This is a genomic window from Methylobacterium sp. DB0501 (assembly GCF_011043735.1).
In the GTDB taxonomy this organism is placed as follows: Bacteria; Pseudomonadota; Alphaproteobacteria; order Rhizobiales; family Beijerinckiaceae; genus Methylobacterium; species Methylobacterium alsaeris.
This window is the reverse complement of sequence record NZ_JAAKGV010000005.1, coordinates 39,292-50,934: the sequence shown is the minus strand read 5'-3', so window position 1 is coordinate 50,934 and position 11,643 is coordinate 39,292. Positions and strand designations below refer to the sequence as shown.

General features: G+C 68.2%; 10 protein-coding genes, 2 pseudogenes and 1 other annotated feature. Of the genes and pseudogenes, 7 read left to right on the top strand and 5 right to left on the bottom strand.

The window, feature by feature from the left end:
• Positions 1 to 21: 21 nt before the first annotated feature.
• Positions 22 to 768 carry a glutamine ABC transporter substrate-binding protein GlnH gene (glnH, locus tag G4G93_RS09105; protein ID WP_165083323.1) on the bottom strand — a complete coding sequence of 249 codons (747 nt, stop codon included), beginning with the start codon at positions 766 to 768 and terminating at the stop codon, positions 22 to 24.
• Between the two features lie 364 nt (positions 769 to 1,132).
• On the opposite strand from glnH, the pseudogene G4G93_RS36740 reads away from it, so the two are divergent.
• Together G4G93_RS36740 and G4G93_RS36735 are read left to right on the top strand one after the other, a co-directional pair.
• Positions 1,133 to 1,333, top strand: a pseudogene (locus G4G93_RS36740) (IS3 family transposase); the annotation flags it as partial.
• An 80-nt stretch (positions 1,334 to 1,413) separates the two neighbouring features.
• Positions 1,414 to 1,530, top strand: a sequence feature (AL1L pseudoknot).
• Positions 1,456 to 1,683, top strand: coding sequence for a hypothetical protein (locus G4G93_RS36735; RefSeq protein WP_395414398.1), 228 nt, complete (start codon positions 1,456 to 1,458; stop codon positions 1,681 to 1,683). It overlaps the preceding feature by 75 nt.
• A 204-nt stretch (positions 1,684 to 1,887) precedes the next feature.
• Here the strand turns inward: G4G93_RS36735 and G4G93_RS09095 are convergent, their stop codons facing one another.
• Positions 1,888 to 2,814 carry a LysR family transcriptional regulator gene (locus tag G4G93_RS09095; protein WP_165083321.1) on the bottom strand — a complete coding sequence of 309 codons (927 nt, stop codon included), beginning with the start codon at positions 2,812 to 2,814 and terminating at the stop codon, positions 1,888 to 1,890.
• 205 nt (positions 2,815 to 3,019) lie between these two features.
• Here G4G93_RS09095 and G4G93_RS09090 point away from each other — a divergent pair, with 205 nt between their 5' ends.
• Positions 3,020 to 4,408 carry a UbiD family decarboxylase gene (locus tag G4G93_RS09090; RefSeq protein WP_165083319.1) on the top strand — a complete coding sequence of 463 codons (1,389 nt, stop codon included), beginning with the start codon at positions 3,020 to 3,022 and terminating at the stop codon, positions 4,406 to 4,408.
• A 5-nt stretch (positions 4,409 to 4,413) separates the two neighbouring features.
• A complete protein-coding gene (locus tag G4G93_RS09085) occupies positions 4,414 to 6,129 on the top strand; it encodes a GMC family oxidoreductase (protein ID WP_165083317.1) in 1,716 nt (571 codons plus the stop codon).
• A gap of 19 nt (positions 6,130 to 6,148) precedes the next feature.
• On the opposite strand, the gene G4G93_RS09080 is transcribed toward G4G93_RS09085, so the two are convergent.
• Positions 6,149 to 6,973, bottom strand: coding sequence for a sterol desaturase family protein (locus G4G93_RS09080; RefSeq protein ID WP_165083315.1), 825 nt, complete (start codon positions 6,971 to 6,973; stop codon positions 6,149 to 6,151).
• A 227-nt stretch (positions 6,974 to 7,200) separates the two neighbouring features.
• Between G4G93_RS09080 and G4G93_RS36565 the strand changes: the two genes are divergently transcribed.
• The gene (locus tag G4G93_RS36565; protein WP_165083313.1) at positions 7,201 to 8,025 is read left to right on the top strand and encodes an AraC family transcriptional regulator; all 825 of its coding nucleotides are present in this window, start codon (positions 7,201 to 7,203) and stop codon (positions 8,023 to 8,025) included.
• Positions 8,026 to 8,446: 421 nt separating this feature from the next.
• Here G4G93_RS36565 and G4G93_RS35810 read toward each other — a convergent pair.
• Both G4G93_RS35810 and G4G93_RS09065 read right to left on the bottom strand, forming a co-directional pair.
• Positions 8,447 to 8,551, bottom strand: a pseudogene (locus G4G93_RS35810) (integrase); the annotation flags it as partial.
• A 1-nt stretch (position 8,552) separates the two neighbouring features.
• Entirely contained in the window at positions 8,553 to 9,020 is a 468-nt protein-coding gene (locus G4G93_RS09065) for a PAS domain S-box protein (protein WP_165083311.1), read from the bottom strand.
• Between the two features lie 210 nt (positions 9,021 to 9,230).
• Here G4G93_RS09065 and G4G93_RS09060 point away from each other — a divergent pair, with 210 nt between their 5' ends.
• Both G4G93_RS09060 and G4G93_RS09055 read left to right on the top strand, forming a co-directional pair.
• Positions 9,231 to 11,240 (top strand): PAS domain-containing methyl-accepting chemotaxis protein, encoded by a 2,010-nt coding sequence (locus G4G93_RS09060; RefSeq protein WP_246736637.1) that lies wholly within the window; start codon positions 9,231 to 9,233, stop codon positions 11,238 to 11,240.
• Positions 11,241 to 11,247: 7 nt separating this feature from the next.
• Positions 11,248 to 11,583: a hypothetical protein gene (locus G4G93_RS09055; protein WP_165083309.1), complete on the top strand. Its 336-nt coding sequence runs from the start codon at positions 11,248 to 11,250 to the stop codon at positions 11,581 to 11,583.
• Positions 11,584 to 11,643 lie beyond the last annotated feature (60 nt).

The following is an 11,643-nucleotide window of genomic DNA, read 5'->3' as shown; positions in this document are numbered from 1 at the left end:
GCGGCATGTGCGGGGGCCGGATCAGGACTTCGAGGGCTTGGCCCCGAACCACTTCTCGTAGATGGCGTCGTAGGTGCCGTTCGCCTTCAGCTTGGCAAGCGACGCGTTGACCTTGGCGACGAGGGCGCTGCCCTTCGGAAACGCCATGCCGTATTGCTGCGCCATCATCTGCTCGCCGACGGTCTTCACCTTACCCCCGCCGTTGGTCTTGATGTAGTAGAGAACGTTCGGGGTGTCGTGCATCGCCGCGGCGGCCTTGCCGGTCATCACTTCGAGATAGGCGTTGTCGACGTTCGGGAACTGCCGCAGCTCGGCATCCTTGAAATTCGCCTTGGCGTAGTCGGCCGCCGAGGTGCCGGTCTTGATCGCGACGACCTTTCCCTTCAGGTCGGCCGGACCCTTGATGTCGCTCGACGCCGGCACCATGAGCAGGAAGCCGCTGTCGTAGTAGCCGTCCGAGAAGTCGACGGCCTTCTTCCGCTCATCCTTGATCGTGATGCCGGCGAGGCCGACATCGACCTGCCTGGTCTGCAGCGCCGGGATGATGCCGTTGAAGTCCATCGGCTGGAGCGTGTAAGTGGCTCCGATATCCTTGGCGACGGCGTCCCATAGGTCGATGTCAAAGCCGACATACTTGTCGCCCTGTTTGAACTCGAACGGCACGAACGCGGTGTCGGTGGCGACGACCAAGTCAGCGGCGCGGGCTGGCGCCGCGAAGAGAAGAGCGACGGTCATGACGGCCGAGGCGAGGTAAGCGGAAGGGCGCATCGATCCTTGTCCTTGTTCGTGGCGGCACCGCCGACTGGCACCGCTCCGTCATGCAAATTTAGAATGCATAACGATGTTAGTAGCAATCATATTTTGCGACTTGGGTGATCAAAGATGCGGCGCGATGCCTTCGCTGTTTGCAGGGGGGATGTCAGCCGGATCAACGTCGGCAGCGGGTCGCGCTCGCAGGCGTTGTTCGTGTCCGCGACCTGCCCGGGGGAAGACCACGAAGATCGGGAGTCGGTCGCGCGCCCAATGCATCCAGGTCTGCAGAGATTGGGTGAGGTCATAGGCGGCGGACCCTGTTCCGGCGCTGAACCGCTCCGGGTTTCCCGGGAGCTCCAACTTCTCAGAGGATGGAGCCATGACGAAGCGAACAGCCCCGTTTTCCCCCGAGGTGCGCGAGCGCGCCGTGCGGATGGTGCGCGACCATGAGGGCGAGCACGGGTCGCAGTGGTCGGCAATCCAGTCGATTGCCGCCAAGATCGGCTGCCCGGGTGAGACGCTGAGGAACTGGGTGCGCCGGTCCGAGCGTGATCAGGGCGTGCGACCCGGACAGACGACGGACGAGCGCGAGCGGATCAAGGTGCTGGAACGGGAAAACCGTGAGCTACGCCAAGCCAACGGGATCCTGCGCAAGGCGTCGGCGTATTTTGCTTTTGCCGAGCTCGACCGCCGGTCGCGGCCATGATCAGCTTCATCGACGAGCACCGGGAGGTCTACGGGGTCGAGCCGATCTGCAGGGTACTGCCGATCGCCCCGTCGACCTACTCCCTGCATGCCGCCCGGCGTGCCGATCCCGACAAGCAACCAGTTCGTGCTCGCAGCGACGCCGTGTTGATGATCGAGATCGAACGCGTGTTCGAGGCCAACTTCCGCGTTTACGGCGTGCGAAAGAGCTTGCCCCGGACTTGATCCGGGGTCTCGCGGCAACTGGCTCGGGAGGGATCGTGGTCGCGCGATGCACGGTGGGGTATCTTATGCGCAAGATGGGCCTGGCGGGGATGGAGCGTGGCAGACCCGTCCGCACCACGATCCCCGGGCAGCAGCTTGCCCCCTCGACCGGGTCAACCGCCACTTCAAGGCGCCGCATCCCAACAACGTTCCGCCACCAAGCAATCAGGGACCCGTGACGATATGGGCCTGGAGGGCGGCGGCGGCGGCCGACAGCTCCTCGCCCAGGATCTCGACGAAGCGCCGCGCCGCGGGGGTGAGCGGGGATTTCGGGTGATGGATGATGACGAGCTGGCGCGTGATCCGGGGTGCCACGATGCGGTAGGCCCTGAGCGAGCCCTCCACGAGCTGCCGGCTCACCGCGATGCTGGGAAGGACCGTGAAGCGGTTCGAGCGCGCGACGAAATCCGCGATCGCGGAGGGCAGGTCGAGTTCGATCTGCGGGCTCAGGGTGATGTCCTCCGCGCCGACCCTCCGGTCGAGCTCCAGGCGCAGGCCGTGGCGGGCCGAGGGCAGGACGAGGTCGAGTCCGACGATATCGCGCATGCGCACCGGCATGGGGATTGGCAGCGGCGTCGCGCTCGCGCCAACCACCACCATCTCTTCGTCGAGAAGCGGTTCCATCATCAGGCCGAGGCGGCGGTTGGGCTTGTTGATCACCGCCAGGTCGAGGCTGCCGTCGCCAACGCCGTCGATGAAGGTCGAGGAATAGCCGTCCGCCAGAGACAGCTCCACCTGCGGGTAGGTGGCCGCGAAGCGCGCCAGCACGCTCGGCACCACGCTCATCGAGAGCGACGACAGGATGCCCGCGGTCACCCGCCCCGACACGCTCTGGGAGAGCTGCGCCATCGTGGCCCGGGCCTCGGCAACGTCGTGTAGGATCGGCTGCACGAGCCGGTGCAGCAGCCGGCCTGCGGCGGTCGGCACCATTGCCTTGGGTTGCCGCTCGAAGAGCCGCTGGTCCAGTTCGCGCTCAAGCTTGGCGATCTGCATGCTGAGCGCTGGCTGCACCACGTTCATCCGCTGCGCCGCGCGCGTCACGCTGCCTTCTTCGAACAGAGCGACGAAGTAGGAGATCTGGCGCAAATCCACGTGCGGAATCCCGGCTTCCGGCGGCGCTCCGGTGCGGCGGTCGGCCGTCGAAAACACGCCGTATCACAGGAGCATAAGCCTGCAGCCACGGCAATTCAGACCGCCTGATCGGCTCCATCAGCAATCCTTATTTCAGTCCGTCGCCGCAGCGGCCTAACGAGATGGGACGAGCGCGCCCCGCGCGGGCTGCGACCGGGAGGACAACATGAGCGTGCCGGCCCCAGCCCGATCCCTGCGCGACTGGCTCGCCCGCCTCGGGGAGAGCGGGCGCCTCAGCGTGACACGTTCGGGCATCGGGCTTTGCCACGAGGCCGCGGCAGTGGCGAACCGACTCGACGGGCGCAGCGCCACCCTATTTCCCCACCCAGAGGGCCAGGACGGCATCATCGTCTCGGGCCTCGTCTCCAGCCGGGCCTGGATGGCCGAAGCGCTCGGGACGACGGAGGACCGCCTCGTCGCGCACGTTCAGCAGGCCTGTGCGGAGCCGCTGCCCTGGCGCGAGCGCAAGACCGGACCAGCCCAGAGCATCGTCCACCGCACCGACATCGATCTCCTGCGGCTGCTGCCCGTGCCGACGCTCAACGAGCACGATGGAGGTCCCTACATCTCGGCGGGGCTGATGATCTCGCGCGATTCCGAGACCGACGCGCAGAACGTCGCCATCCTGCGCTGCCAGATCAACGGGCCCGACCGCATCGGCGTTCTCGTGCTGCCGCGCCACACCGATCATTTCTACCGCCGCGCCGAAGCCGCCGGCCGCGGCCTGGAGGTCGCGCTCGTCGTGGGCGTCGATCCCGCCTGCCTGCTCGCCTCCCAGGCGATCGTGCCGCTCGGCCAGGACGAGCTCGAGATCGCGGGCGCGCTCACGGGCGCTCCCCTCGACGTGGTGAAGTGCCTCACGAACGACGTGCGGGTGCCGGCCGAAGCCGAGATCGTGATCGAGGGAAGAATCCTGCCGGCGCTGCGCGAGCCGGAAGGACCGTTCGGCGAATTTCCGCAATATTACGGCGAGCGGGCCAAACGCCACGTCATGCAGGTCGACGCCGTCACCCACCGCGAGCGGCCGCTCTTCCACATGATCGTCGGGGGCGGACTCGAGCACCTGCTGCTCGGGGCAATCCCCCGCGAGGCCACGATCCTGGCAACCCTCAAGCGCAGTTTCCCAGGTGTCGAGGACGTCCACCTCTCCCTCGGCGGGGTCGGCCGCTACCACCTCTACGTGAAGCTGCGCAAGACGCAGGAAGGCGAGGCCAAGAACGTCCTGCTCGGGGCCTTCGCGGCCCATTACGACATCAAGCACGCGGTCGTCGTCGACATGGACGTGGACATCCACGACCCGAAGGAGGTCGAGTGGGCAGTGGCCACCCGCTTCCAGGCCGACCGCGACCTCGTGGTGGTAGCGCATTCGCAGGGCTCGAAGCTTGACCCTTCCGCGCGCGAGGGTGTGGGCGCCAAGATGGGCCTCGACGCCACGGCACCGCTGGACGCGCCGCCGATGAAGTTCACCCGCATCCGCGTGCCGGGCCAGGCCGAGATCGACCTCGCGGCCGTGGTCGTGCCGGACGCGGACTGGCGCGCCGCACTCGGGGGCTGACGCGCATGAGCGATTTGCCCCATGAGGTCGACGTGCTCGTCGTCGGTGGCGGCTCGGCCGGCTGCGTCCTCGCCAACCGCCTCTCGGCCGATCCGAAGCGGCGGGTGCTTCTCGTCGAGGCCGGCTGTGACACGCCCCCCGGACAGGTGCCGGCCGAGATCCTCGACAGCTACCCAATGCCGCTGTTCTTCGGCGACACCTACATCTGGCCCGGCCTCGACGCGGCCGTCACCCGCGGGGCCGATGGGCGGATCCGGCGCCGGGCCTACGAGCAGGGCCGCGTGATGGGCGGCTCGTCGAGCATCAACGTGCAGGCGGCCAACCGCGGGCTCCCGCGCGACTACGATGCCTGGGCGGCGGCCGGGGCGAGGGGCTGGGGGTGGGACGACGTCCTGCCCTACTTCCGCAAGCTCGAGACCGATCTCGACTGCGACGGCCCGCTGCACGGGCGCGACGGTCCCCTGCCGATCCGACGCATCCTCGAACCGGCCTGGCCGCCCTTCGCACACGCGGTCGCGAAGGCCCTCGACGCGACCGGCCTGCCGCGGCGCCTCGATCAGAACGGCGAGTTCGAGGACGGGATCTTCCCGCCGGCCTTCTCCAACCGGGAGGACGCCAGGGTTTCCTCGGCCGCGGCCTATCTCGACGCGCGCACGCGGGCGCGCGAGAACCTCGTCATCGCCGCGCACATGCAGGTCACCGACCTGGTGTTCGACGGACGGCGCGCCGTCGGCGCGCAGCTGCGCCGAGCGGACGGACGCGGGCAGCGCGTGGCGGCGCGGGAGGTGGTGGTCTGCGCAGGCGCGCTGCAATCGCCGGTCCTGCTCCTGCGCGCCGGGATCGGCCCCGCAGAACACCTGCGTGCCAGCGGCGTGACCGTTCTCGCGGACCGGCCCGGGGTCGGCGAGAACCTGCGCGACCACCCAGCCCTGACCATCGCACAATACCTGCCCCGTCGGCTTCGCCTGCCGCTGAGCTACAGACGGGCGAGCTTCGTCGCCCTGCGCTCCTCCTCCGGCCTGCCGGGCGGTACTCCCTCCGACATGTACCTCACCGCCTCCGCCCGCGGCGGCTGGCACGCGCTCGGGGCGAGCCTCGCCCTCTATTTCCTGTGGGTGAACCAGCCATACTCGGTCGGGCGGCTGCGCCTCGACCCGGCCAACCCAGCGGGCCGTCCGGACGTCGACCTCGGACTCCTGTCCGACCCGCGCGATCTCGAACGGCTGGCGACGGGCCTGCGCGACCTCGTGGCGCTCGCGGTCTCGCCCCAGCTCAACCCGGATCCCGCGGCGCTCTTCCCGGCGAGCTTCACGCCTGCAATCAAGCGGCTCAGCCGGGTTACGCCTCGCAACCGGCGCGTCACCGCCCTGCTGGCCCGGCTCCTCGACGGTCCTGCCCCCTTGCGCCGGCTGATGCTACGCGCCGTGTCCGGTGGGATCGATCTCGGCCGGATCGCTGCCGACGACGCGGCCCTACGGGACTTCGTGCGCGAGACGGTGTTCGGCGTTTGGCATGCGAGCGGCACCTGCCGCATGGGCGATTCTGCCGACAGGGGTGCGGTGGTCGATCCGACCGGGCGGGTAATCGGCGTCGAGGGGCTCTCCGTCGCGGACGCCTCGGTGATGCCGAGCTTGCCGAGTGCCAACACCAACGTGCCGACCATCATGATCGGCGAGAAGATCGCCGATCACCTCGTCGCGCGGCTGGGAGCCGGGGCCTGAGGCCGCCGGCACCCGGGCGTCAGGCGAGGCGAGCCCGCGTACGCCGCTCGGCCTCCTCGATGCTGGTCGCCGAAAGATCCGGATCCGCCGACCGGATGTCGGCCCGCATGTGGTCGTGCGACGCGCCGTTGAACAGCGTCCCGACGAGGGATCGGTCGAGGTCGCTGGTGCCGAACAGTGCGTCGCAGATCGGGAATGTCAGGTTGAAGTTGCGGGTCTGCATGAACCCGAGCACGTGATGAATGTAGTGCATTCGCCGCACGGTGTTCACCAGGGGGATGTGCCGCAGGTAGGGATGCCGCGTGTCGTCGAGGTGTGAGAGCGTGTGCAGGCCCTCGTAGAGCAGGTAGTAGGCGGCCATCGTGAGCACGACGATGTACCCGGCATTCGACGAAATCAGCCAGCCGGCCAGAAGCGCCGGCGGCAGGGCGGCGAGCACGAAGCCGATCGGGGCGAAGGGCGGAAACAGCAGGGCCCGCCATTCCTTATGGCCGCTATAGCCAAGGTCATGGTGCGTGAAGAACTGGTGGTGCACTGTGCAGTGGCGCTTATAGATCATCGTGAGCTCGGGCACCGGGCGGTGCAGCACGTAGCGGTGCGCGGCCCACTCGCACCAATTGCCGAGAAGCACGATCGGCACGACCAGCAGCCACTCCCAGGCCGAGGCGGCCTCGATCCGGTTCCAACAGTACAGGACCGTGCCGCCGGTGATCAGCAGCGTGAAGCCGAGGTGGATCGCGCCGTGGTACCAGGGCGGGGTTTCGGCCACGAAGCGTTCGCGAAAAGTGCTCTGGCGCTCCTGCTCGCGCCGGTCGCGCTCCGGGCTTTGGAAGGTGGGTGTCATTGGTTTCCTCCTCGTCTCGCTGTCCCTCTCGGACGGGGAACTTCCTTGCGAGAAGTGGAGTGTGGCGCGGACGGCGCGCAGAACCCTGATCACTCCGGATGCCGACTTATCAATCCGGATGATTTTCTCGCGGCTACCCGAGGTGGAGTGCGTGCGCATGGGTTAATGTCGCCGATCGGAACTATGGTGATGCCGGCCCGGGCCGGCAGGGAAGGCGATCGCGGATCGTGACCCAGGCTCTCGGAATCCTGCGCGGCGCGTTCGGCCGGGTGGCGCTCCTCGACATGGACACCTCCCTCGTTGATCACGCGCACCATCATTGCCACGTGATCCTGAAGGCGAGCGGCCCCGACCAGGATTTTATCGTCGCGGGCCAGGTGCTACCCGTACGCGACGACACCGCGATCTTGATCAACAGTTGGGAGCCGCACCGCTACCTGCACCGGGGTGGGCTGCAGCGGACGGTCTTCCTCGCCCTCTACATCGAGCCCGCTTGGCTCGGTGGGATCGATCGCGCGTTCCGGCCCTGCGGCGCCGGCCGCTTTTTCGAAGGGTCCTGCGTGCCACTCGACGGCACCCTGTGGCGCGCGCGCGAGGACCTTGTACGGCGCATGAGTTGCCACGACACTGACGCTGCAACGCTCGAAGACCGGATCGGTGCCCTGATCGTCGCCCTGGCGCATCGCTATGGAGATCGGCAGCCCCCGCGTGTGGCGCTGTTGACCGATCACCGCATCCGGCGGGCCCTCCAACTTATGGGGGAATCGGGTGCCGTACCCCGCGATCTCGACGCCGTCGCGAGGTCGGTCGGTCTGTCGCGGCCGCACTTCAACACGCTTTTCCGCCGCTGCACGGGGCTGAGCCCCGCCGTCTACGCCAACGCCGCGCGCGTCGAAGCCGCTGTCGCAGCGATCCTAGACCCCGCGACGGCCCTTGCCGTGGTCTCTGACGATTTGGGCTTCAGCGCACCGGCCAACTTCACCCGCTTCTTTCAGCAACATACCGGTACAATACCCAGTCAGTTTAGGCGTGTCGTTGATGAACTTCCGTAATTGCGCTGGTGCTAAAATTGCACTTGAGTAGCGAGTAGGCCGATCGGGAGCCGGGAAGCTGTCACCCGATGAAAGGTCGTGAATGGGGCGACCAGTGCTCATTCCTCACCGCCGACATCGGACTAAAGGGACATATTTACTGCAGAAGACGAGAATTCGCGACCTCTCAGGTTGTCAACAGACTCTGAGGCAAGCACTACCTTGCTAATAAATCGAAGTCTATACTCAAGATCGACGTCGCACGTCTCAACGGACCATGAATCATCTATCTCCGCGACATCCCCGAACCCAAATGTCCTGAAGCTGCTTGCCACCGGGCACGTCTTATACGCGTCATGGAGGGCTGCTTCTGGTCATTTTGAAACCTGGAAGCAAATCTCCTCCTTGAGACGCCGCGGTCAATTCGACCGCAGCATCCAAATCATATCTCAGTCTGCTCAGACAGTATCAGCGCGTCATCGACTTCGATGCCGAGGTCGCGCACCGTGCTCTCCAGCTTGGTATGGCCAAGCAGTATTTGATAGGCATCAGGCAAAGAGCGTCATGCCGTCACCCACCCATGGCAGAGGTGACTGGACGATCGAACGGTAGCGCCGGGTCCCCCCGTCCGGAGGCCTGCCGCGGCGCCGGACGACCTCGCGCTCGAAGGCGATGTAGGCCTGCGGGATGCCGTTCCGACCCAGGATCGGTCGGATGTCGATCTCGCACAGGTACTCGTCACCGCCCTTGCGGTAGTTCCGCAGGCAACCCACGAAACGCCCCTCCGCCCGCAGGAGCCGCCGCAGGTACCGCGTGGCCTCTCGATTCGTGTCCGATCCCTGTAGGATGCGCGGCGTGGCGCCCATCACCTCCGCAAGTGCGTAACCGCTCATGCGCGCGAAGGCCGGATTGGCGTAGAGCACGGTCGGCCCGGGTCGCTCCAGATCGGCGTCGGTCACCACGACCGCCAGGTCCAGCGGCTCGGCGAACATCCGCACCAGGTCTGTGAGTTCCATGGCACGTTTTCTCCCATGAGCGTGCCCGGGAGCAATAAATCAGGATCTGTTAACGACTTATGCCACCGCAATGGCATGTTCCACGCGAGGTATGGAGAATTCAATTCAGAGTTCCGCAATCCCGGGACGGCGATCATGGGATACCGCTCGGGCCGACACGAAACCAGTCGTCGGCGCCGCGCTTCCCACGGGACAAAGGGAAACTCTGCCATGCTCGACGTCATGGGTAGACGGTGCCGGACCGGGGCCGCGACACTCGCCGCCATCGGCACGCCGGTGATGAACCTCGACGCGAACGGGGTCGTCGTCGCGGTCAACCCGGCCATGGCCGACCTGCTGCGGCGGGTGGCGGACGGTCCGTCCGGCTTCCGGGCGGAGGACGTCGTCGGCCACCACGTCGACGGGCTGTGCCGGGACACCGACGGCCGGTCGCTCGCGGCCCGGCCCGGGCAGGGCGCCGCGACCGTGGTTGCGCTGGGCGGGCGCCGCTTCGACGTCGTGGCCGCACCGGTGGCCGGCGGGCGTGGTTTCCTCGGCCACGCCCTGGAGTGGACCGACGCCGCCCCGCGCCTGGAGCGCGAGGACCAGGCTCGCCGCCTCGCCGCGGTCGAGGCGTCGCAGGCCGTCATCGAGTTCCTGCCCGACGGCACCATCCTCTCGGCCAACGCGGCCTTCCTCGACCTGATGGGCTACGCGCTCGACGAGGTCCGGGGGCGCCATCACGGCATGTTCGTCGAGCCGGCCACCCGAGACGGCCGGGCCTACGCCGCCTTCTGGGACGGGCTGCGCGCGGGGCGGGCCGAGGTGGCGGAGTTCAAGCGCGTCGCCAAGGACGGCACGGCGGTGTGGATCAAGGGCTCCTACAACCCGATCCGCGACGGGTCGGGGCAGGTCGCGCGGGTCGTGAAGTATGCCACCGACATCACCGCGCAGACCGTCGAGACCGCCGCCCTGAAGGGCCAGGTCGATGCCATCCGCAGGTCGCAGGCGGTGATCAGCTTCGACCTCGACGGACGGGTGCTGGAGGCGAACGCCAACTTCCTGACCGCGATGGGCTACACGGCCGCCGAGGTGGTCGGGCAGCATCACGGCATGTTCGTCGACCCCGATTACCGCGCCGGTGCCGAGTACGCCCGCTTCTGGGAGGCGCTGCGGCGCGGCGAGTACCAGGCCGGCCAGTTCCGCCGCCTCGGCCAGGGCGGCCGCGAGGTCTGGATCGAAGCCAGCTACAACCCGGTGCTCGACGCCGACCGGCGGCCGGTACACGTGACGAAGTTCGCCATCGACGTCACCGCGCAAGTCGAGCAGCGCGAGCGGGTGCGCCGCCTGGAGCAGGCCGCCGCCCGGGAGCGCGCCGAAGCCGAGGCGCGGCACAAGGCCGACCTCGAGGAAATGGCCGACGCGTTCGAGCGGACGGTCGGCTCGGTCCTGACCTCGGTCGCCTCCGCCGCCGCCGAGTTGCAGGCGACGGCGTCGAGCATGGCGGGCATCGCGAGCGAGACCGCGCGGCAATCGACGGCCGTCGCCGCGGCGGCCGATCAGGCATCGGCCAATGTCGGCACCGTGGCGGCGGCGGCCGAGGAGCTCGGCGCCTCGGTCGACGAGATCGGGCGGCAGGTCGCGGGCTCCGAGGAGCTCGCCGGGCAGGCGGTCCGCGAGGCGGAGCAGACGGCGTCGCTGGTGCAGGAGTTGAGCGAGGCGGTGCGCAAGATCGGCGACGTGGTCGCCATGATCTCCGCCATCGCCAGCCAGACCAACCTCCTGGCCCTCAACGCGACCATCGAGGCGGCGCGGGCCGGCGAGGCCGGGCGCGGCTTCGCCGTGGTGGCCTCGGAGGTGAAGGAGCTGGCGGGCCAGACGGCGCGCGCCACGGAGGACATCACCGCCCAGATCGGGCGCATCCAGGGCGCGACGGGGAGTGCCGTGGGGGCTATCGACGGCATCCGCCGGCGCATCCAGGAAATCAACGGTGTGGCGACCTCCATCGCCGCCGCCGTCCAGCAGCAGGGGGCGGCGACTCAGGAAATCGCGCGCAACGTCTTGGAGGCGGCCACCGGCACCGGGGAGGTGACGAGCAACGTCACGGGCGTGGCCCGGGCGGCCGAGGAAACCGGCGCGGCGGCCGCACAGGTGCTGACGGCGGCCTCGGACCTGTCGCGGCAGTCCGAGCACCTGGGCGGCGAGGTCGCCCGGTTCCTCTCCAAGATCCGCGCAGCGTGAGGCGGCGATGGCCGACGTCCTCGCCCTCCCCCTCGACCTGTCCGCCGAGGGCGTGCACCGCCTTCGCATCCAGCTGGAACGGGATCTGGCGGCCGGGCTCGATCCCGGCTCGCGCCAGGCGCAGATCGCCTGCCTGTCCGGCTCGCTCGCGCGGTCCCTGCACCAGCTCCGGGAAGCCGTCGGGAAGGCGCTCTCGGAGATGCCGGCGAACGATCCGCTGGCATTGAACCTCCGCGACGCCGCGACCGGCATGACCCGGATCGCCGAAGCCGTGATGGCTGGCGCGGCCGGCCCGGGCGCCCTACCGCTCCCGGAGAGGCATGATCCCATTTGCGGACGATGACTTCCGGAAATGGGATCACCGGCCCGCGCGGCGTCTGAACGAAGCCGAAATCCGCGTTGC